The sequence below is a fragment of the Halomonas almeriensis genome (assembly GCF_030409235.1).
Classification (GTDB): domain Bacteria; phylum Pseudomonadota; class Gammaproteobacteria; order Pseudomonadales; family Halomonadaceae; genus Halomonas; species Halomonas almeriensis.
Genome location: NZ_JAUFPO010000009.1, coordinates 542,276 through 563,605 on the forward strand (window position 1 = coordinate 542,276; position 21,330 = coordinate 563,605).

Annotated in this window: 19 protein-coding genes; 14 read left to right on the forward strand and 5 right to left on the reverse strand. The window is 62.9% G+C overall.

Annotated elements, in window-relative coordinates:
• Positions 1-56 precede the first annotated feature (56 nt).
• Both QWY74_RS09300 and QWY74_RS09305 read left to right on the forward strand, forming a co-directional pair.
• Positions 57-1,964, forward strand: a complete 1,908-nt coding sequence (locus tag QWY74_RS09300; RefSeq protein ID WP_264823944.1) for a DUF294 nucleotidyltransferase-like domain-containing protein — start codon at positions 57-59, stop codon at positions 1,962-1,964.
• Positions 1,965-2,687 (forward strand): 3'-5' exonuclease, encoded by a 723-nt coding sequence (locus QWY74_RS09305; protein WP_264823943.1) that lies wholly within the window; start codon positions 1,965-1,967, stop codon positions 2,685-2,687.
• 72 nt (positions 2,688-2,759) lie between these two features.
• Here QWY74_RS09305 and cobO read toward each other — a convergent pair whose 3' ends face one another.
• Positions 2,760-3,359: a cob(I)yrinic acid a,c-diamide adenosyltransferase gene (gene cobO, locus QWY74_RS09310; protein WP_264823942.1), complete on the reverse strand. Its 600-nt coding sequence runs from the start codon at positions 3,357-3,359 to the stop codon at positions 2,760-2,762.
• A 173-nt stretch (positions 3,360-3,532) separates the two neighbouring features.
• Here cobO and QWY74_RS09315 point away from each other — a divergent pair, with 173 nt between their 5' ends.
• The 3 genes from QWY74_RS09315 to pepN all read left to right on the forward strand — a co-directional run bounded on the left by QWY74_RS09315 (position 3,533) and on the right by pepN (position 7,218).
• Positions 3,533-4,015: a GNAT family N-acetyltransferase gene (locus tag QWY74_RS09315; RefSeq protein ID WP_264823941.1), complete on the forward strand. Its 483-nt coding sequence runs from the start codon at positions 3,533-3,535 to the stop codon at positions 4,013-4,015.
• Between the two features lie 87 nt (positions 4,016-4,102).
• Positions 4,103-4,480, forward strand: coding sequence for a YbaN family protein (locus tag QWY74_RS09320; protein ID WP_264823940.1), 378 nt, complete (start codon positions 4,103-4,105; stop codon positions 4,478-4,480).
• Positions 4,481-4,587: 107 nt separating this feature from the next.
• Entirely contained in the window at positions 4,588-7,218 is a 2,631-nt protein-coding gene (gene pepN, locus QWY74_RS09325) for an aminopeptidase N (RefSeq protein WP_264823939.1), read from the forward strand.
• A 69-nt stretch (positions 7,219-7,287) separates the two neighbouring features.
• Here pepN and QWY74_RS09330 read toward each other — a convergent pair whose 3' ends face one another.
• Entirely contained in the window at positions 7,288-7,575 is a 288-nt protein-coding gene (locus QWY74_RS09330; RefSeq protein WP_264823938.1) for a hypothetical protein, read from the reverse strand.
• Positions 7,576-7,655: 80 nt separating this feature from the next.
• On the reverse strand, positions 7,656-9,254 hold the full coding sequence (locus QWY74_RS09335; RefSeq protein WP_264823937.1) for a cation:proton antiporter family protein: 1,599 nt from the start codon (positions 9,252-9,254) through the stop codon (positions 7,656-7,658).
• 136 nt (positions 9,255-9,390) lie between these two features.
• On the opposite strand from QWY74_RS09335, the gene yegS reads away from it, so the two are divergent.
• The 3 genes from yegS to QWY74_RS09350 all read left to right on the forward strand — a co-directional run bounded on the left by yegS (position 9,391) and on the right by QWY74_RS09350 (position 11,592).
• Positions 9,391-10,317: a lipid kinase YegS gene (gene yegS / locus QWY74_RS09340; protein WP_264823936.1), complete on the forward strand. Its 927-nt coding sequence runs from the start codon at positions 9,391-9,393 to the stop codon at positions 10,315-10,317.
• A 49-nt stretch (positions 10,318-10,366) separates the two neighbouring features.
• The gene (locus QWY74_RS09345; RefSeq protein WP_264823935.1) at positions 10,367-10,795 is read left to right on the forward strand and encodes a VOC family protein; all 429 of its coding nucleotides are present in this window, start codon (positions 10,367-10,369) and stop codon (positions 10,793-10,795) included.
• Positions 10,796-10,869: 74 nt separating this feature from the next.
• Positions 10,870-11,592: a hypothetical protein gene (locus QWY74_RS09350; RefSeq protein WP_264823934.1), complete on the forward strand. Its 723-nt coding sequence runs from the start codon at positions 10,870-10,872 to the stop codon at positions 11,590-11,592.
• Positions 11,593-11,704: 112 nt separating this feature from the next.
• Here the strand turns inward: QWY74_RS09350 and QWY74_RS09355 are convergent, their stop codons facing one another.
• Complete coding sequence (locus QWY74_RS09355; protein ID WP_141317413.1) at positions 11,705-11,911, reverse strand: cold-shock protein; 207 nt, start codon at positions 11,909-11,911, stop codon at positions 11,705-11,707.
• 302 nt (positions 11,912-12,213) lie between these two features.
• On the opposite strand from QWY74_RS09355, the gene QWY74_RS09360 reads away from it, so the two are divergent.
• Both QWY74_RS09360 and QWY74_RS09365 read left to right on the forward strand, forming a co-directional pair.
• A complete protein-coding gene (locus QWY74_RS09360) occupies positions 12,214-12,639 on the forward strand; it encodes an NINE protein (protein WP_264823933.1) in 426 nt (141 codons plus the stop codon).
• A gap of 14 nt (positions 12,640-12,653) precedes the next feature.
• Complete coding sequence (locus QWY74_RS09365) at positions 12,654-13,298, forward strand: LysE family translocator (protein WP_264823932.1); 645 nt, start codon at positions 12,654-12,656, stop codon at positions 13,296-13,298.
• A gap of 174 nt (positions 13,299-13,472) precedes the next feature.
• Here QWY74_RS09365 and QWY74_RS09370 read toward each other — a convergent pair whose 3' ends face one another.
• Complete coding sequence (locus QWY74_RS09370; protein ID WP_290314207.1) at positions 13,473-15,422, reverse strand: transglycosylase SLT domain-containing protein; 1,950 nt, start codon at positions 15,420-15,422, stop codon at positions 13,473-13,475.
• A 253-nt stretch (positions 15,423-15,675) separates the two neighbouring features.
• Here QWY74_RS09370 and QWY74_RS09375 point away from each other — a divergent pair, with 253 nt between their 5' ends.
• From QWY74_RS09375 to QWY74_RS09390, 4 genes are all read left to right on the forward strand, one after another.
• Entirely contained in the window at positions 15,676-16,023 is a 348-nt protein-coding gene (locus QWY74_RS09375; RefSeq protein WP_264823930.1) for a YkvA family protein, read from the forward strand.
• Positions 16,024-16,130: 107 nt separating this feature from the next.
• Positions 16,131-18,035: a molecular chaperone HtpG gene (htpG, locus tag QWY74_RS09380; RefSeq protein WP_264823929.1), complete on the forward strand. Its 1,905-nt coding sequence runs from the start codon at positions 16,131-16,133 to the stop codon at positions 18,033-18,035.
• Positions 18,036-18,242: 207 nt separating this feature from the next.
• Entirely contained in the window at positions 18,243-19,814 is a 1,572-nt protein-coding gene (locus QWY74_RS09385; protein WP_264823928.1) for a Re/Si-specific NAD(P)(+) transhydrogenase subunit alpha, read from the forward strand.
• Between the two features lie 16 nt (positions 19,815-19,830).
• Positions 19,831-21,264, forward strand: a complete 1,434-nt coding sequence (locus tag QWY74_RS09390) for an NAD(P)(+) transhydrogenase (Re/Si-specific) subunit beta (protein ID WP_264823927.1) — start codon at positions 19,831-19,833, stop codon at positions 21,262-21,264.
• The last annotated feature ends 66 nt before the right edge of the window (positions 21,265-21,330 follow it).

Sequence of the window (21,330 nt, forward strand, 5' to 3'; positions counted from 1 at the left end):
CAGCCCCGGGCGATCCTTTCAAACTTCACGATACCCTTTCTTCCGGAGCTTGCAACATGGATGTGGAACTGCTGGAAATTCGGCAGCACATGGGCCGCTTTCCGCCCTTCGAGGCCCTGTCCGACGACCTGCTCGATGAAGTGGTGGGTAGCGTCGATGTCAGCTACTTCAAGGCCGGTGAGGAGATTCTCTCCCTCGACCAGGAGCTGCACCACCTGTGCTACATCCGCAGCGGGGCAGTGGAAGTGTTCCGACGCAGTGGCGATCTGCACAACCGTCTGGGCGAGGGCGATATCTTCGGTCAGCTGAGTCTGCTGCGCCACCACCGTACCCGCTATCCCGCCACCGCAATGGAAGACACCTTGCTGTATTTCATCCCGGAAGCGATGTTCCAGCGGCTCTGTGAAGCGGATGATGTTTTCGCCGATTTCGTCGAGCTGCAGCGTCCGCGCCTGGAAAGTGCGGTCGAGCAGCACAAGAAGAACAACGACATGATCGTCACGCGGATCCGCAAGCTGCTGACCCGCTATCCGGTGATGGTCGAGGCCAGCACCACCGTTCAGGAAGCGGCTCGTCTGATTGGCGACTTCCAGGCATCGGCCGTGCTGGTGCTGGATGAGCCCGTGGGTAACCCGCGCTATACCTTCAAGGACAGCGAAGAGCGTGCCTGGGAGGTCCGCGGCATTCTCACCGACAGCGATTTCCGCACCAAGGTGGTGGCGGAAGGCCGGCCGCCGGAGACTCCCGTGGGCGAAGTGGTTGCCAACCGGGTCATTGCCGTGCAGTCCGATGAGTCGGTGCACGAGGCCATGCTGTGCATGCTGCGTCACAACATTCACCACCTGCCGGTTATGCACCGGCGGCGTCCGGTGGGCATCGTGCATCTGTCGGACATCATCCGTTACGAGACGCAGAGTAGCCTCTACCTGGTCAGTAATATCTTCCATCAGCCCAACATGGAAGGCCTGGCCCGGTTGGCGCCGGATATCAGCGGCGCCTTCGTGCGCATGGTCGAGGAGGGCGCCGACTCGCGCATGGTCGGCAGTGCCCTGTCGACCATCGGCCGCAGTTTTACTCGCCGCCTGCTGGAGCTGGCGGAAGACACGCTCGGGCCGCCGCCGGTGCCCTACTGCTTCATGGCGCTTGGGTCCATGGCCCGCAACGAGCAGTCGGTCGTCACCGATCAGGACAATGCCCTGGTCCTGTCCGACGACTTCGACCCCGAGCAGCATGATGCCTACTTCCTGGAGATGGCCCGGATCGTCAGCGATGGTCTGGCCGCCTGCGGCTATACCTATTGCAAGGGCGATATCATGGCCACCAATCCCCAGTGGCGTCAGCCGCTGGCGACCTGGAAGCGCTATTTCAGTGACTGGATCGATGATCCGAATCCCGAGCACCTGTTGCACAGCTCGATCTTCTTCGATCTGGACACGGTGCACGGCGAGAATGTCATGGTCGAAGAACTCCAGGACCTGGTGGCTGAGAAGGCGGCCAAGAGTTCGCTGTTCCTGGCGGCCATGGCACGCAATGCCCTCAATCGCACCCCGCCGCTCGGCTTCTTCCGCACCTTCGTGATGGAGAAGGATGGCAAGCACAACAACTCGATCAACCTCAAGCGACGCGGTACGGCGCCGTTGACCGACCTGATCCGGGTGCATGCGCTGGCCTGCGGCTCGCGGGCGCAGAACAGCTTCGATCGTCTCGATGACATCGACAAAACCTCCCTGCTGGCCCCGGGGGTCAGTGATCGGCTGCGCTATGCCCTGGAGCTGATGTCCATGTCGCGGATTCGCCATCAGGTCATCGATCTGGAGCATGAGCAGCCACCGGACAACAACATCGAACCTGAGAATGTTTCCAGTCAGGAGCGGCATAATCTCAAGGAGGCCTTCCAGGCCCTGAGCCATGCCCAGAAGTTCCTCAAGTTCCGTTATCCGCTACCCTCCTCGAGGTCGCGCTAAATGACCATGCTGGTTCCCCGTCGTCCTCAGGTTCCCGACTGGGCGGCCTACCTTGCTAAGCGCGCCGAGCATGCTCAGGATCCCCGCCTGGCGCGCTTCTTCGCGGCCGGTACGCCATCGTCGGATACGCCGATCAGTGAGGCGCCCATGGTCGCCCTGGACATGGAGACCACAGGCCTGGATTCGCGCAACCATGCGATTGTGAGTATCGGCGTGGTGCCCTTCACCCTGGGGCGTATCAACCTCAGTCAGCGTCGTTACTGGGTGGTCCGTCCCCAGCGCCCCCTGCATGCCGAGTCGGTGACCTTTCACCACATTACCCATGCCGATATCGAGCAGGCCCCCGAGCTCGGCGATGTCCTCGACGACGTCCTGGCCACCCTGGAGGGCCGGTTGGTGGTGGTTCACTACCGTCACATCGAGCGGCTGTTTCTCGATGACTCGGTCAAGGCACGGCTCGGCGAGGGGTTGATGTTCCCGGTGATTGATACCATGGCGGTCGAGGCGCGCTTCCAGCGCCAGACCTGGATGGCGCGCTTCAAGCGCTGGGTGGGGCGGCCGCCGGCGTCGATTCGCCTCTTCGACAGTCGAGCACGCTATGGCCTGCCGGCATATCAGGGGCATCATGCGTTGACCGATGCTCTGGCAACGGCCGAGCTGCTGCAGGCGCAGGTGGCTTACCACTATGAGCCGGACATGCCCATCGGTCAGCTCTGGACCTAGACTGGAACGGCCTCGCGGTGGCGCGCGCTTGCGTGCCGGCGACCTGCCCCCGCGCTTGCCCGGGCGCCATGCTCAATAATCGATGCCGCGTCTCGCTTCCAGGCCGGCATTGAAGCCGTGGCGGGTTTCCTGGATCTCGCTGATGGTGTCGGCGGCATCCAGGAGCTGGCGGTGGGCGTTGCGCCCGGTAACGATCACCGTCTGCTCGGCAGGCCGCCTGGCCAGGGCGTCCATGACGTCCTCGATGGCCAGGTAGCCGAACTTGAGCATGTAGGTGACTTCGTCCAGCACTACCAGGTAGACATCCGGGTCTTCCAGCATTCGCCGGGCCTGTTGCCAAACGCGCTGACAGGCCCGGGTGTCGGCCTCGCGGTTCTGGGTGTCCCAGGTGAAGCCGGTGGCCATGATGGCCACCTCCAGCCGAGGGTCGTCGCTCAGCCGCTCGCGCTCGCCGCACTCCCAGCTGCCCTTGATGAACTGCACTATTCCCACGGGATAGCCATAGCCAAGCGCGCGGGCCACGGTGCCCCAGGCGGCAGTGGTCTTGCCCTTGCCGTTGCCGGTGAACACCAGTAGCTGGCCGCGCTGCTCGCTGGCATTGGCGATGCGCTCGTCGACGTGCGTCTTGAGGCGTTGCATGGCCTGGCGGTGTCGGCTGTCACGATCTGTCATGCGAGGAGCCCTGTCGGTTTAAAGGCAGATGGCAGCGCAGATTACGTGACTTGCCCCGTGCGGTCGAGCGCTTCATGTGCCGAGGTGCCTCCCATGAATAACCTTCAGCCTGCTGCCGCTGACATTGTCCCTGTCAGGCGTCACAATTTACAAAACTCCTGCTTGAGCCTGACATGCATCCCGTGCTGCGCCCGGCGGTGGGCGAAGATCTCGACGCCCTGTGCGATCTGGAACACAGAGCGCTGACCATCGACCGGTTCAGTCGTCGTCAGCTCTATCATGTCCTCAATCGTGCCAATGCCGTCACTCTGGTGGCCGAGGGGGGCGAATGCCGGTTGAGCGGGTACGGCACCTTCCTGTTGCGGCGCAACAGCCGACAGGCACGGCTCTATTCCCTGGGCGTGGACCCCGGGGCGCGTGGTCGGGGCATCGGGGCGTCCCTGCTCAAGGCGTTGGTGAATGCCGCCGTGCGCCGAGGCTGTGAGCGCATGGTGCTGGAAGTGCGCATCGATAACTCGGCGGCCCTGACCCTCTACCGCCAGGCCGGCTTCATGCCCGAGGCCTGGCTCACCGAATATTATGCCGATGGTTGCTCGGCCTGGCGCATGTCCCGGGCGCTGACCACGTCTCTGCCTGACCTCGACCACCAGGCCTGATTGAGGAAGGCGATTGGCAGTTGCCCTGCCGATGCGCTTCAATAGAGGTCATCCGAATCCACATTGCCGCGGGGGAGAGCACGCCACATGTCGCACGTACGTCGTGTCGTTTTCATGGCCCTGGCGGGGGTGTGTCTCCTGCTGGGGGTGATCGGTGCCTTTCTGCCGCTCATGCCGACCACCTGTTTCATGCTGCTGGCTGTCTGGTTTGCCTCGCGCAGTTCCCCCCGATTTGCAGCCTGGATTCGCCAGCACCCCCGTTTCGGCCCCACGGTGACCGCCTGGGAAGCCGAGCGGGCTATTCCGCGTCATGCCAAGTGGACGGCGGTTGTCATGCTGCTGGTATCCATGGCGCTTCTGGCCTTCTCGGTCAGCCTGGTGTGGCTCAAGTCCGTGCTCATCATCGGGCTGGCCCTGTTGGCTGTCTGGATCCTGACCCGCCCCGAGCCTGTCACCACTACCTGACCTGCCTTCTGGACCCGGTCCGCCGCCTGGCATGGGGATTGTGCTTTGAGGTTGTGGTGGGCTGCGCCGTACAATGGCCGTAACGTTCTGACTGGAGCCCAATCTCGATGTCTCAACCCCAAGCGATTCATCTCAGCGATTATCTGCCGCCCGCCTATCGGGTTCGGCACACCGAACTGACCTTTGACCTCGACCCTGCCGCGACCCGTGTCAAGGCACGCCTGCATCTCGAGCGTCATCCCGAGCGGGAAGAGGGCGTTGCGCTGGAGCTCCACGGGGAACATCTGAGCCTCCAGGCCATCAGCATGGATGGACAGCCACTGGGCGAGGACGAATACCATCTCACCGATCAGGGGCTGCGTATCGATCGGGTGCCGTCGCGCTTCCAGCTGGATACCGAGGTCATCATTGCTCCCGAGGCCAACACGGCACTGGAAGGTCTCTACCAGTCCGGTGGCATGTTCTGTACCCAGTGCGAGGCCGAGGGCTTCCGGCGCATCACCTTCTACCCCGATCGCCCGGATGTCATGGCGACCTTCTCGACCACCGTGATCGGCCGGGTAGACCGGGAGCCGGTGCTGCTCTCCAACGGTAACCCGGTGGAGCGCGGCGAGCTGCCCGGCGGGCGTCATTTCGTGACCTGGGAAGACCCTCATCCCAAGCCCTGTTACCTGTTTGCCTTGGTCGCCGGTGACCTGAAGAAGGTCGAGGATCGCTTCACCACCATGAGCGGGCGTGACGTGACCCTGCAGATCTGGGTGGAAGAGGAAAATCTCGGCAAGACCGATCATGCCATGGCTTCGCTCAAGCGTGCCATGCGCTGGGATGAGGAGACCTACGGTCGCGAATACGATCTCGACCTCTTCATGATCGTCGCGGTCAATGACTTCAACATGGGGGCCATGGAGAACAAGGGCCTCAACATCTTTAATTCGGCGGCGGTACTGACCCACCCGGACACCGCCACCGATGCGGCCTTTCAGCGTGTCGAGGGTATCGTCGCCCACGAGTACTTTCACAACTGGTCGGGCAACCGGGTGACCTGCCGTGACTGGTTTCAGCTGTCCCTCAAGGAAGGCTTCACGGTCTTTCGTGACCAGACCTTCTCCGCCGACGTGAACTCGGCACCGGTCAAGCGCATCCAGGACGTGTCCTTTTTCCGCACCGCCCAGTTCGCCGAGGATGCCGGGCCGACCGCGCATCCAGTACGCCCCGATCATTACATCGAGATCGGCAACTTCTACACCCTGACCATCTACGAGAAGGGCGCCGAGATCGTGCGCATGCTGCGTAACCTGGTGGGCTGGGAGGCCTTCCGGCGCGGTTCGGACCTGTATTTCGCGCGCTTCGACGGCCAGGCGGTCACCATAGAGGACTTCGTGGCCTGCATGGCCGAGGCCTCCGGGCAGGACCTCAGCCAGTTCATGCTGTGGTATTCCCAGGCCGGCACGCCGGAGATTGATGCCCATGGCGAGTACGACTATGCGCGCGCCGAATACCGCCTGGTGCTGCGGCAGCGCACGCCGGCCACGCCCGGGCAACCCGAGAAGCAGGCCCTGCACATCCCGTTGCGCATGGGTCTGGTGGGCACCAAGAGTGGCCGGGACCTGACGTTGACGCTGGACGGCGAACGACTGGGCAACGACGCGGTGATTCATCTGCGCGAGGACGAGCAGGAATTCGTCTTCACCGACCTGCCCGAGGCACCGGTTCCCTCGCTGGCGCGCGGTTTTTCGGCACCGGTGAAGCTGAACTTCCCCTACTCCCGCGAGGACCTGGCCTTCCTGCTGGCCAATGACAGCGATGGCTTCAATCGCTGGGATGCCGGTCAGCGCCTGGCATTGCTCGCCCTGGATGACCTGATCGCCGCCCATCGCAACGGTGTCGAGAAGGTCATGGATCAGCGTGTCGTCGAGGCTTTCCGCTCCCTGCTGACTGCCGACACGGACGACAAGGCCGTGCTGGCCGAGATGCTGACCCTGCCCTCGGAGGCGTACATCGCCGAACAGCAGCCGGTGGTCGATGTCGACGCCATCCATGCGGCACGCCAGTTCGTCAAGGCCTCCCTGGCCGAGAGCTTGCGCGATGACTTCATGGCGGTCTATCAGGCCAATCTGGACACCACGCCCTATGCCCCCGAACCGGAGCAGATCGCCGCTCGCAGTCTGAAGAATGTGGCGCTTGCCTACCTGATGAGTATCGAGGACCCAGAGGCAGTGTCGCTGGCCCAGCGCCAGTTCGAGGCTGAGCACAACATGACCGATGTGCGTCATGCCCTGACCTTGCTGACCCACAGCAGCCGTGACGATCTGGCCGATCCGGCGCTGCGGGCCTTCGGGCAGAAGTGGGCGCATGACCCGCTGGTCATGGATCAGTGGTTCAGCATCCAGGTATCACGTCCCCAGGAGGATGCCCTGGAGCGGACACGTTTCCTGATGGAGCATGACGCCTTCTCGCTGACCAATCCCAACAAGGTGCGGGCGTTGATCGGGGCGTTCGCCCAGAACCGCGTCAACTTCCATCGCCTCGACGGGGCGGGCTACCAATTGCTGGCCGATGTCGTGATCCAGCTCAATCGCCTGAACCCGGAAATCGCCTCACGTCTAGTCATCCCGCTGACCCGCTGGCGGCGGTTCGACGAGACGCGCCAGGACCTGATGAAGGCGGAACTGGAACGCATCCGGGCAGAGGAACTCTCACCCAATGTCTATGAGGTGATCGAGAAGGCGCTCGCCTGACATCGGCGGAGACGCGCCACGCCATCAGCGCCGCCCGCGAGGCGGCGCTGATGTGAGGAAGGTATCTCACTAGTTGATCAGCCAGCCCAACACCATCATGGCCAGTAGCCACCAGAGCAGGGTGGCGAGGTAGGCGCGTTGCAGTAGGGCGCTGAAACCCCGCCACAGCATCCACAAGCCGAAGATCAGCAGTGCCAGGCTGACCCAGGAGGTCGAGATGCCGAGCGATCGGGACAGGCCGCTGAAAAGGCCGTCCACGGCATCATCGGCATGCCGGAACAGGCCGCCGAGCAGCTCGACGATCAGGCGAATGCCTTCCCCCAGGGCGTTGCCGATCAGGGCGAAGAGGTCTTCCATGGCAGAGATCCATTGCGGGCTGAAAAGCGCTCCAGTATCGCGACTCGCGTCTTGTGGGGCAAGGTTCGGCGCCGCGAGAACTAGCTCAGCTGCTGAATCCGGACGTTGATACCCGCCTCCTCGGCGGCACTGTCAGCCAGGGCGCGGCCGGCCTCGTCATAGACGTGGAATACCGCATGGGCGCCCAACTGGCGAATCGGCTCGATCTCTTCGGAGTACTCCACCACGGCCGAGATGCGCCCGGGGAAGTGTCGCCGGCGTAGCTGCTTGAGGGCGGCCAGGTTGCCGGCATGATGGGGCATGGCCAGCACTACCATGCGGGCCTCGGGCGACATCAGCAGCTTGTCCCAGAAATCCGAATCCACGGCATCCCCCTCGAGAATATTGAAGCCGCGCTCGCCCAGGCGCTTGACGCTCTTGGGGTTGCTGTCGATGCCAAGAACCTTGAGGCCATACTCCTTCTGCAGTCGGCGGTAGGCGCTGCGACCGATGCGTCCCATGCCCAGCACCACGGCTTCGGCGTCGCCCACGTCGATCGGGCGATCACTGGGCGACAGGGCATCGCTATCGACGCGCGGCAGCAGGCGCTCCAGGCGCCGGTAGAGTTGTTCGCTGAAGGCATTCAGCAGTGAGGAGGCGGCAAAACTCAGGGCGACGGCCAGTGACAGGGTGATAAGCCAGTCCGTTGGCAGCAGGCCGGAACTGGCGGCAATGGCCCCGACAATCAGGCCGAATTCCGAAAAGTTGGTCAGGCTCAATGAGGCCAGCAGCGAGGTTCGGTGGCGCATGCGGAAGCACATGAAGATGAGCTGGAACAGCACACCCTTCAAGGGCAGCAGGACAACCAGCAGGACGGCCAGCACTATCTGCTCCAGGTCGGGCAGGGCCGTCAGCCCCAGGCTGAGAAAAAAGCCGACCAGCAGCAGTTCCTTGAGGTTGAACATCGAACGAGCCAGGGCCTGGGCCGACGGGTGCGGCGACAACAGCAAACCGACGATCAGGGCGCCCAGGTCGCCCTTGACGCCGACCGCCTCGAACAGTGCATAGCCCAGCACCAGGGCCAGCAGCATGCCGAACAGCATCTGCATTTCGCCGTGGCCCATGCGATCGAGCATCCTGCGTAACAGCGGCGCCGCGGGAATCAGCAACAGCAGCCCCAAGGCCCAGGGGCTCGGCAACTGGCCGCTGGACACCGTCAGAAAGGCCACGGCGAAGATGTCCTGCATGATCAAGACACCGATGGCCAGGCGGCCATAGGCGGTCTGGGACTCGCTGCGTTTCTCCAGCACCTTGACCACCAGAACCGTGCTGGAGAACGACAGCGCAAAGGCCAGCAACAGCAGGGTGGCCGAGCTGACGTCACTGAGCATCGACAGGCCGGCCAGCTTGAGCGCCATGAAGATGCCCAGCAACGCGGTGGTTGAGGCCAGCATGTGCAGGGTGGCGCCGCCCCAGACGTCGGGTCTGAGCAGGGTGCGGATATCCAGCTTGAGGCCGATGGTGAACAGCAGCAGTGTCACCCCGATACCGGCGACGACATCAAGCAGCGGTGATGCCTCGAAGCCGAGCAGGTTGAGAGCGAAACCGGCCGTCAGGAATCCCACCAGTGGCGGCAGGCGCAGGAGCTGAGCGACCAGGCCTCCAAGAAAGGCGGCGATGATGAAGGCTGGTTCGATCATGAAGGCTCCGCTGCGACAATGATGGGTAAAGTCACGTATTATAAGGAAGTCAGGTGCCCAGTGGCATCCATCCTCCGGGCTGTTTGATCTGGCATTCAATGCAATGAGCGTATCCCTTTGCAACCCAGGAGGCCGGGTGAGCACCACCAGATTGATTCTCAACGGCCAGTCCGCGCAAGTGCCACAGGTGCGCCAGGTGGTACATGCCGCTCGGCACGCGGGTGCCAACCTGGGCGTACAGGTTACCCGGGAGTCCGGTCACGCGGCGCGACTGGCCGTACAGGCCTGCCACGAGGGGCTTGACCGAGTGATCGCCGGGGGTGGCGATGGCACCGTCAATGAAGTAGTGAATGGCCTCATGCAGGTACCGCGACGGGCTCGCCCGGCACTTGGCATTCTGCCGCTGGGCAGCGCCAATGACCTGGCCAGCTCGCTCGGCATGCCCCTGGCGCCCGGCAAGGCACTGTCGGCTGCGTTGGGTTACTCGGCGCATGCCGTGGATGTGGTCAGGCTGAACGAACGTTATTTCCTGAACATGACCACCGGCGGCTTTGGCGCTGAGGTCACATCCTCCACACCCAAGAGCCTAAAGCGCCTGCTGGGTGGCGGTGCCTACTCGGTGATCGGTGGGCTCAAGGCCTGGCAGCATCGCCGTTACCCCGCCGACATCCGCTGGAAGGAAGGTCACCGACGCGCCGATCTGTTCATCCTGGCACTCGGCAACGGCATTCAGTCCGGGGGCGGCCAACCCCTCACCCCGGGCGCACGACTCGATGATGGCCTGCTGGACGTCCTGATGATACGCGATGTCGCCTCCCTGTTGGATATGGTGGCCATGCGCCGCGAATGGCAACAGCGTCCTGTTGATGGCGACTTTGTCGAGGCCTTTCAAACCCGCTGGTTGAGCTACGAGGGGCAGCAGGCCTTGCCTCTGACGCTGGATGGGGAGCCGCTCCACGAGCAGCGTTTCACGGTCGAGGTCGAGCCTTTGGCACTGGAACTCGCGGCACCCTCGGATTGTCCCTTGCTGGGGTCGGCGGGGCAGGCAGGGGCCGAGCCCTGAACCGATTCATCCGGCAGTCATGCCGTCGCCCATTCGAGGAGATGCGATCATGTTGACACCATTTCATCTGGCCGTGCAGGTCCATGACCTGACCGAGGCGCGAGGTTTCTACGGCCATCTGCTGGGCTGTGAGGAGGGGCGTTCCAGCGATACCTGGGTGGATTTCAACCTGTTTGGTCATCAGTTCGTCACCCATCTCAACCCTGCCCTGGAAGCCGGTGGAGCGTCCGGTCACCGCAACCCGGTGGATGGCCATGGAGTGCCGGTGCCGCACTTTGGGGTGGTGCTCGAAATGGACGACTGGCAACGGCTGGTCGAGCGGCTGAGAGCGGCCGGCATGAGTTTCGATCTCGAGCCCTGTGTGCGCTTCCAGGGCAAACCTGGCGAGCAGGCGACCATGTTTTTCCGTGACCCCAGCGGCAACGCCATCGAATTCAAGGCCTTTCGAGACATCCCGGGGCAGTTGTTCGCGACCTGAGGGGGCAACCGTGAGAGCTTGCGGTACGTTAGGGGGTCTGTTGCAATATCGCTTCGTTTGTCGGGAGGCTATAAATGTCGATGAAATTCTGGGTGCCGCTGACGCTGGCACTGTCCTTGCTGGTAACCGGATGTGGCGAGGAGCCGGACACGCCGGCCAATGAACAGGGCGCTTCGCAGCAGGCATCAGCAGGCGCGCCCGAGGAAGAAGCGGCGAGCCAGGTCGATGACTCGGCGCAGGGTGAAGCGACTGCCTCCGGTAGCGAGACGACAGCAGCGGCCGGCAGCGAAGCCTCCGAGTCGGGTGCTTCAGCTGACGACGCCGCCATGACCGAGGAGGCGTCCTCGACCCTCGAGGCGACGCAGGCGAGTGACAGCAGCGAGCCACTGGACGAGTCGGACACACTGGCCGGCGAAGCCGCCGGTGATGACGTGGATGCCATCATCAAGGAGACTGAGCGGCGTTTCCAGGAGGCCAGCCAGAAGATCGACGAACAGTTCAAGGAAGCCGAGCAGACCCCCCCCGAGGCCGCCACGGACACCTCGCCGGCGGGCTCGGCGGAGCTGGACGCCGCACTGGACTCCTCCTCCACGTCGCCGACGGAGTCCACGACCCTGGAGTTCAGCTCCGACCCGGAAGTGCAGGCCATCCTTGAAGAGACCGAAAAGCGTTTTCAGGAGGCCAGCCAGAAGCTGGACCAACAGTTCGAACAGGCTGAAGAGGATGCGCCCGAGGACATCCGTGAGGCGGCTTCCGGTGATTCGTCAACTTCCGGGGATGAGGCTGCCGCGCCCTGAATCATGGGGTGGCGAGTGCCACCGGCGGGACATGAAAAAGGCCCACCGAGGTGGGCCTTCGCACAGCGCCACTGCGGCAAGTGGCGCTACCGGGTAGACAGTCGCTATGGACTCAGTCTTCAGCCCGGACGTTGGAGGCCTGAAGGCCCTTTTTGCCCTGAGTGACCTCGAAGGAGACCTTCTGGCCGTCCTGCAGGGACTTGAAGCCTTCAGCCTGGATCTCGGAGAAGTGAACAAAGAGGTCGTCGCCACCATCTTCCGGAGAGATGAAGCCGTAGCCCTTGGTGTCGTTGAACCACTTGACAGTGCCAGTTGCCATTGTCGATTTCCTTAACTAGCTAAATGATGATGCTGGGCGGCACGGTTATAGACCGGACCATGCCCAAGTGCGTGGGCAAGACAAGAAAGAAGTGCGCACTGGGTGTATCGAAGGGATCGACCTACAACTGACGACTTATCTACTTGCTAACCTACGCTTTAGATGGTGCATCAGCACCGGGGTTGCGTCAACCGCGTCCCGCGGGGAAACTGTTGCCACCAACATCATCCACTGTAGATGGTCTGCGCCCGGTCGTCCAGTGACCCCGGCAGCCACATTCCCCCTGGATTCGAGATACACTCATGCAACAGAATTCCATCGCCACGCAAGACACGCACAGCAAGCTGATCGGATACCTGCTGTGGGTTTTTGGCTTTCTGGGGGCGCACCGCTTCTATTTCGGCAAGCCTGTCACCGGCACTATCTGGTTCTTCACCTTCGGTCTCTTTCTGATTGGCTGGTTGATCGATCTGTTGCTGATCCCTGCCATGGATCGACAGGCCGATCTGCGCTTCCAGGCCGGCCCGACCAACTACACGCTGGCCTGGCTGCTGCTGACCTTTTTCGGCGTCTTCGGCCTGCACCGCTTCTATCAGGGCAAGTGGCTGACCGGTCTGCTCTACCTGTGCACGGGCGGCCTCTTCCTGCTGGGCGTGCTGTATGACTTCTGGACCCTGAACGACCAGATTTCCATGCGCCATACCCAGCGGGATGGCGCCCATCACTGAGGAGAAGCCGCGTCATGCTGATTGATGCCCAGTTCTGGCCCTTCGTGGTGGCCATTACCCTGCTCAGTATCACCCCGGGGGTCGACACCTTGCTGGTGATCCGCAACACCGCGCGTGGAGGATGGCGGGACGGTGTCCTGACCAGCCTGGCCATCTGTTGTGGGCTCTTCGTGCATGCCGCCATTTCGGCCCTGGGCATCTCCCTGATTCTGCTGCAGTCGGCCTGGGCCTTCGGGGCGCTGAAGTGGCTGGGGGCGGCCTATCTGGTCTGGCTTGGCGTCAACAGTCTGCGCGCCATCCGCCGTGGGCAAGGCCTGCCGGTCTCGAGCGTCGAGTCGCAGCGACAGCACGTGCCCGTCTGGCGCCCCTTGCGGGAAGGCCTGCTGTCCAATGTGCTCAACCCCAAGACCGTGGTCTTCTACATGGCGTTTCTGCCCCAGTTCATCGCACCCGGCGATCCGGCCTTGATCAAGTCGCTGTGGCTGGCCGGGGTGCATTTCGTCATCGCCAACCTGTGGCAGATCGCGGTAGTCTGTCTGGTGGGCAGCGCCAGCCAGTGGCTGGCCAGTCCCGCCTTCTCTCGCTGGTTGAACGGCATCACCGGCGGGGTGTTGATCTTCTTCGGGATCAAGTTGGCGGTGACACGGGCGCCAGGCTGAGCCTGGCGAGATGCGTTAAGGCAGAGGTAAGAAGTAAGAGGGAAGGGAAAGCCGCCAGTCCGTACGCTTCGGGTGGTGGTTTTCTTCCTTCTTCAAGCGGCGATAGCCGCGTTCTTCCCTCTTCAAGATTATAACTTCAGACTTCTGGTGTTGCCGGAGACGGCAACTCCGGGGTTAGTTCCTCGCCTGCAGGGTGCTGTCATAACGCCCCTGGTGTTCCTGCGGGGTCAGCAGTGCCACGCCACTGGTATTTCCTCCCCTGTTTAGGCTCTCGAAGATGACGCGATAGGTCATCACCGCCTTCACATAGGCGCGTGTTTCATGGAAGGGAATGCTTTCGACGAAGAGGTCGAACTCCTGAGACGGGTTGTCGCGCAGCCAGCGGTCCACCCGGTGCGGGCCGGCGTTGTAGGCCGCCGCGGCGGCCAACCGATTGCCGCTGTAGCGCTGGATCATGTCGCGAATGTAGGTGCTGCCCAGGCGGATATTGGTCGCCGGATCGAGCACGCCATAGGGGCCGGGGTCGGCCAGCCCCAGTTGACGACTGACGCTGGCGGCCGTGCCCGGCATCAGTTGCATCAGACCCCGGGCGCCGGCGGATGACAGGGCGTCCGGGTTGTAGGCGCTTTCGCGACGGGCAATCCCCATCAGCATGTAAGGGTCGACGCCTGTTTCCTGGCCCCAGTGCATGAATTGCGTGCGATAGGCTTCCGGGAAGCGCCAGGGCAGGGCATCCCAGAGTTCGGCGGCGATGGTGGTCTGCACCAGGCGCGCGTACCAGCCCTTGCGCTGGGCATAGTCGGCCAGGGCGCGGGCGTCGCGCTCGCTGGCACGGGCGGCGGCGTTATACCACTCGCTGGCGGCAAGCCCCGGCTCATCAATGCGCAGCAGGGCTTCGGTACGGCGTACCACCGGCCAGTTGGCCACCTGCTGACGCAGCTCGGGGGCCACCCGAGTGGCGGACATGTCGAGCGCATAGGGCTGACCTAGGCGGTCGGCGGCGGCAAAGCCATAGAAGTCGCGCTCACTGGCGGCGCGCTGATAGGCGGCCCGGGAGGCATTGGCGTTGCCCAGCTGGGACTGGGCGCGTCCCAGCCAGTACTGCCAGCGCGCCTTGCCGCGCTGATCGGGCGCCATGCGATCGATCCAGCTGATCACCCCCTGCCAGTCACGGTCGCCAAGCGCCACCCGAGTGCGCAGCTCGAAGAGGTCGGCATCGGCCAGTCGCGGCATGACGCCATCCACCCAGTCACGATGCTGGCGCACGTCACGAACCAGCGCATAAAAGACCAGGTCGCGCTCGATGGTGCGACGATGCGTGTCGGTAATCGACAGGTGAGAGGAGATCTTGCGCCAGGCCTCCAGTGCTGCTTCGCTATCGGCGCGAGTGAAGCCATGCATGGCGGCAGCGAAGAGGGCGCCGCTGCCCCGGCAGTCCGGGCCGATGCAGGTGGGCACTCGCGTCACGGCGGTGTAGTCCGACTGCAGGCGCTCCATGACCGCCTTGCCCTTGTCCCAGGCGGGGCCGAGCCGTCGGCCCAGGTAGCTGACAAGGCCGGTTTCGCCGTTGCGCCAGGCCAGCATCATGCGTTCCCAGGTTTCCACGGGGCCGATCACGCCGCGTGCCTTGAGCGTATTGAACAAGGGGTCACAGGCATCCGGCTGTGAGCGACCAGTGTGCCAGAGATCCTGGCCACCGGCGGCAGCTTCATCGGGGCGCACCGACAGCAGGGCGGTGTAATAATGGCACTGACGCTCGGTGCTCTCCGGCACCCCCGCGGAGACCTCCAGCACGCGATCATGCTGGCCGGCCCGGCCATAGGCGGAAATGGCCTGACCGCGCATCCAATCGGCCAGCGGCGAGTCCCGGTGGGCCTCGATATATTGCAGGACGCGTTGCGGCGCCGCCCCGGGCAGGCTGGCCTTGAGCCGGTGGTACTCGACATAGCCGGCCAGCACATGTCGATTCACGACCGACTGGTCGATCGCCTGCCAGCGCTGTTCACGGGCCGCCTCCAGGGCGTTGTGCATGACTCGGTCGCTGGCCTGGACAGCAAGCGGCAGACACAGCAGTGCCGCCGTGAGCAGGGGTTTCCATGAAGCGGGAGTAAGAGACCGAAGCATAAGAGGTTCTCGCTGTTTCGCCGGCAAGCGCCGAGAGTGAATGCATCACGCCTGCCTGGCAGCGTCGGTGGTGGCATCGTCCTGCCCTGTGATACACAGTATGGTGTTTCAATTCATATGAGCGTCAGGCCAGCTTCGGCGTGATTCCTTCAGGGGCGACAGGCCCTGGGGATTCGAGAGTATCCTATCGCCTGACGATTTGTCTGGATAGTCAACGTCGACGGCCTTTTGGCCATCCGCTCCGGGAGGTGTCATGGCGGGTTTCAAGGGATTGGCGCTGTTCCAGCGTCTGAAACAGCGAGCCGGTGCTTTCGGGCGCATGCGGCGTGCGCTGAGTGTTTTTGTGCCGATGCTCGCTGATGTCTGGCGCGGGCGCTTTCGTCCCGTGCCTTGGCCGGCGATCGGCTGGATGCTGGCCGCCACCGTCTATTTGATCTCTCCGCTGGACCTGATCCCGGACTTTCTGATGCTGATCGGGGTGGTCGATGACGTGGTGGTGGTCGGCTGGCTGCTGACCCGCGTGGATAATTCGCTCGCCGCCTATCGCCGCTGGAAATACGGCGATGTTGACAACGAGCTGTCGTCACCACGCCAAGACTGAGTCATGAGCGTGGTTGAAAAACGTCAGGCCAGCCCCATATCGACGTTATAACGCCATTGGTGGTTTCCACCACCGTCACTGACATGTCGAAAGGGGGTCCCGAGACGATGACCACTGCCACCCACGAAGAAACGCTGGGTTTCCAGACCGAAGTCAAGCAACTGCTTCACCTGATGATCAACTCCCTGTATTCGAACAGGGAAATCTTCCTCCGCGAGCTGGTGTCCAACGCGGCGGATGCCTGCGACAAGCTGCGTTACGAAGCACTGGACAACGATGCCATCTTCGAGGGCGACAGCGAGCTGCGTATCGAAATCGAGCATGATCAGCAGGCCGGCACCATTACCCTGCGTGACAACGGCATCGGCATGAACCGTGACGAGGTCATCGAGAACCTCGGCACCATCGCCCGCAGTGGCACGTCCGAGTTCCTCAAACAGCTTTCGGGTGAACAGCAGAAGGATGCCAAGCTGATCGGTCAATTTGGTGTCGGGTTCTATTCCGGCTTCATCGTTGCCGATGATGTCACGGTGCGCACCCGCAAGGCGGGCACGGACCACAGTGAAGGCGTCGAATGGCGTTCACAGGGCGAAGGTGAGTTCAGCGTCGCGGACATCGAAATCGAGCGCCATGGCACCGAGATCACCCTGCATCTCAAGGAAGATGCCACCGAGTTCGCCGACGATTTCCGCCTGCAGAACCTGGTGCGCAAGTATTCCGATCACATCGATGTGCCGGTGCGCATGCCCAAGACCGAGAACGCCCGCGATGACGAAGGCAATGAGATCGAGGGCAGCGAGGTCACGACCTGGGAAACCGTCAACGAGGCCACCGCGCTCTGGGTGCGTCCCAAGACCGACATCGAGGATGAAGAGTACAAGGCGTTCTACAAGCATGTCGCCCATGACTTCTCCGACCCGCTGACCTGGAGTCACAACAAGGTCGAGGGCAAACTCGAGTACACCAGCCTGCTCTATGTGCCGGGGCGTGCGCCCTTCGACCTCTACGAGCGTGATGGCGCGCGTGGCGTCAAGCTATATGTGCAGCGCGTCTTCATCATGGATGATGCCGAGCAGTTCCTGCCGCTCTATCTGCGTTTCATCAAGGGCGTGCTGGATACCCGCGACCTGTCGCTCAACGTCTCCCGCGAACTGCTGCAGCAGGACCCGCAGGTCGACAAGATCAAGTCGGCCCTGACCAAGCGTTCCCTGGACATGCTCAAGAAGTTGGCCAAGGACGACGAGGCCTACCAGACCTTCTGGAACACCTTCGGTAGCGTGCTCAAGGAAGGCCCGGCCGAGGATCATGCCAATCGCGAGAAGATCGCCGGCCTGCTGCGCTTTTCCACCACCCATACCGACAGCGCCACCCAGGATCAGTCACTGGCCGACTACATCGGGCGCATGAAGGAAGGGCAGGAGAAGATCTACTACATCGTCGCCGACGGCTTCAATGCCACCAAGAATAGCCCGCATCTGGAGATCTTCCGCAAGAAGGGCGTCGAGGTGCTGCTGCTCCACGACCGTATCGACGAGTGGCTGATGAGCCACCTGACCGAGTTCGAGGGCAAGTCCTTCGTCGACGTGGCCAAGGGCGATCTGGACCTCGGGGAAGTCGAGGACGAGGACGAGAAGAAGGCCCAGGAAGAAACCGCCAAGGCCAAGGAAGACCTGGTCAAGCGGGTCCAGGACGCCCTGGGCGGTGATGTCCAGGAAGTCCGTGTGACGCATCGCCTGACCGATTCCCCGGCCTGTGTGGTGCTGCCCGAGCATGAGATGGGTTATCAGATGCGCCGCATCATGGAAGCTGCCGGTCAGCCCATGCCGGAGGTCAAGCCGATCCTCGAGCTCAATCCGGAACACGCCCTGGTCGCGCGTCTGGAAGGGGCCCAGGGAGAGGGCTTCAATGATCTCTCGCGCATCCTGCTCGATCAGGCCGTGATTGCCGAGGGCGGTCATCTGGATGATCCTGCCGCCTACGTCAAGCGTCTCAATACGCTGCTGAGTGCCTGACGTTCACGTCAGACGCAAATTTCCTGTGGCTTTCTCGACCCCGCTTCGGCGGGGTCGAGTCGTGTCGGGGCGCTGCTTTCGGACGCATTCGGGTGCGCCTTCGACAGTGGCCTCGACGGCATGCGCCTTGAGAAAGGGGGCCAAGTCAGGTAATGATGACCGGTTCCAGTCGTGAATAACGATAAACCTGCAAAGGGGAGATCCAACGTGAAGATTGGTGCGCCCAAGGAGTCTGCTGTCGGAGAAGCGCGTGTCGCGCTGACCCCCGAAAGTGCGCAGCACCTCCAGAAGCTTGGACACGAATGTTTGGTAGAAGCGGGAGCTGGCGCGGCGGCAGGTTTCGATGATGCAGCCTACCGCGACGCTGGTGTCGATGTCATCGAGGGGGCCGAGGCACTCTGGCAGGCGGCGGATGTGGTCATCAAGGTCCGCGAGCCTTCCGACGCAGAAGCGGGGCGCTTGCGACAGTCCCAGACGCTGATCTCGTTCTTCTGGCCAGCCCAGAACGAGGAGCTGCTGGAGCGTTGCCGGGCCACCGGCGCCAATGTCATCGCCATGGACATGGTGCCGCGCATCTCGCGGGCTCAGAAGATGGATGCGTTGTCGTCCACGGCCAATATCGCCGGCTACCGTGCGGTGATTGAGGCGGGCAACCAGTTCGGTCGCTTCTTTACCGGCCAGGTGACCGCCGCCGGCAAGGTACCGCCGGCCAAGGTGCTGGTGGTCGGTGCCGGCGTCGCGGGCCTGGCGGCCATAGGCACGGCGACGAGTCTCGGGGCCGTGGTGCGCGCCTTCGACGTGCGTCCCGAGGTCTCCGAGCAGATCGAGTCGATGGGCGCCGAGTTCCTGTTCCTCGATTTCGACAATGCCGAGGACGGCTCGGAAAGCGGCGGCTATGCCAAGCCGTCCAGCCCGGAGTTTCGCGAGAAACAGCTGGCGTTGTTCCGTGAACAGGCCGCGGATGTCGATATCGTCATCACCACGGCGTTGATCCCCGGCAAACCGGCGCCGAAGCTGTGGCTGGAAGACATGGTCCAGTCCATGAAGCCGGGCTCGGTGATCGTCGACCTGGCCGCCGAAAAGGGCGGCAACTGCGACCTGACCGAGCCGGACCAGCGCATCGTCACTGATAACGGCGTGATCATCGTCGGTTATACCGACTTTCCCTCGCGCATGGCGACCCAGGCCTCGCTGTTGTATGCCACCAACATACGCCACATGATCACTGACCTCACGCCCGAGAAGGATGGTCAGTTGAATCACGACATGGAAGACGATGTCATTCGTGGCTCGACGGTGGCCTACCAGGGCGAGGTCACCTTCCCGCCGCCGCCGCCCAAGGTTCAGGCGATCGGCGCGGCCAAGCCTAAGCCCAAGGAAAAGGAACCCACACCGGAAGAAAAGAAGGCGGCGGAACATGCGGCCTTTGTCAGCCAGACCAAGCGTCAGGTCGGCATGCTGGCCGTGGGCGGGGCGCTGATGCTGTTGCTGGGCCAGGTGGCACCGCCATCCTTCATGCAGCATTTCATCGTCTTCGTTCTGGCGTGCTTCGTCGGCTTCCAGGTGATCTGGGGCGTGAGCCACTCCCTGCATACACCGCTCATGGCGGTGACCAATGCCATTTCCGGTATCATCGTGCTGGGGGCGATACTGCAGATCGGCTCGGGCAGCATCCTGGTCGGGTTGCTGGCGGCGATCTCGGTCTTGATTGCCACTATTAATATCGTGGGCGGCTTCCTGGTGACACGCCGGATGCTGGCCATGTTCCAGAAGTCATGAGCCGCGGAGAGACACCATGTTGAGTCAAGGATTCGTGTCCGCGGCGGCGATCGCGGCAAGTGTACTGTTCATCCTCTCGCTGGGAGGCTTGAGCAATCAGGAAAAGGCCAAGCGGGCGGTGTGGTACGGCATCGTCGGCATGGCAGTGGCGGTGGTGTTCACCGCTTTCGGACCGGGTATCGGCGGTTACTGGTGGATGGTACCGATGATGGTTATCGGTGCCGTGGTCGGCGTCTACCTGGCGAAAAAGGTCGACATGACCGAAATGCCGCAGCTGGTGGCGGCACTGCACAGCTTTGTCGGCCTGGCGGCGGTCTTCGTTGGCTTCAATGCCGACCTGGAGCGACGCCGCGTGCTGGCCGCGGAAGGCGTCAGTGAGGGCTTTTCGGCCTTTGCCGCCCTGGTGGCGGAAAAGACGCTGGCGGAGCTGACCTTTCTGCAGATCGAGGTGGTGCTCGGCGTCTTCATCGGGGCGGTGACCTTTACCGGCTCGGTGATCGCCTTCGGCAAGCTGGCCGGCAAGGTGGATGGCAAGCCACGCCAGCTGCCGGGTGGTCATTGGCTGAATGCCGGTGCCGCCGTACTGTCCCTGCTGCTGGCAGTGCTCTATCTCAATGGGGCCGGCTTCTGGACCCTGCTGGTGCTGGCGGCGCTGGCGCTGTTCATCGGGTATCACCTGATCATGGGAATCGGCGGTGCCGACATGCCGGTGGTGGTCTCCATGCTCAACAGCTATTCCGGCTGGGCGGCGGCGGCCATCGGCTTTACCCTCTCCAATGACCTGTTGATCGTCACCGGTGCCCTGGTGGGCTCCTCGGGGGCCATCCTGTCCTACATCATGTGCAAGGCGATGAACCGCAACTTCGTCAACGTGATCCTGGGTGGCTTCGGGGGATCTCAGGGGCCGGCGGCCGAGATCGAGGGCGAGCAGGTCGCCATCGATGTCAACGGCGTCGCCAGTGCCCTGAACGATGCCGACCGGGTCGTCATCGTGCCGGGCTACGGCATGGCGGTGGCCCAGGCACAGAATGCCGTCAGTGAATTGACCCGCAAACTGCGCAGTGCCGGCAAGGAAGTGTTGTTCGGCATTCACCCGGTCGCCGGTCGTCTGCCCGGCCACATGAACGTCCTGCTGGCCGAGGCCAAGGTGCCTTATGACATCGTTCTCGAGATGGATGAGATCAATGATGACTTTGCCGAGACCGATGTGGTGATCGTCATCGGCTCCAACGACATCGTTAATCCGGCCGCCCAGGAAGACCCCAACAGCCCCATTGCCGGCATGCCGGTGCTGCGGGTCTGGGAGTCCAAGCAGGTCTTTGTCTGCAAACGTGGGCAGGGCACGGGCTACTCGGGCATCGAGAACCCGTTGTTCTTCAAGGAGAACACGCGCATGCTCTATGGCGATGCGCGGTCCAGCATCGATTCGCTGGTTCCCCTGGTGGAATGAGTCGCGGGCCGCCCTGGCCGCCCCGTCTCGTTGCGGTATCCAACGCCCCGACTCGGGGCGTTTTTG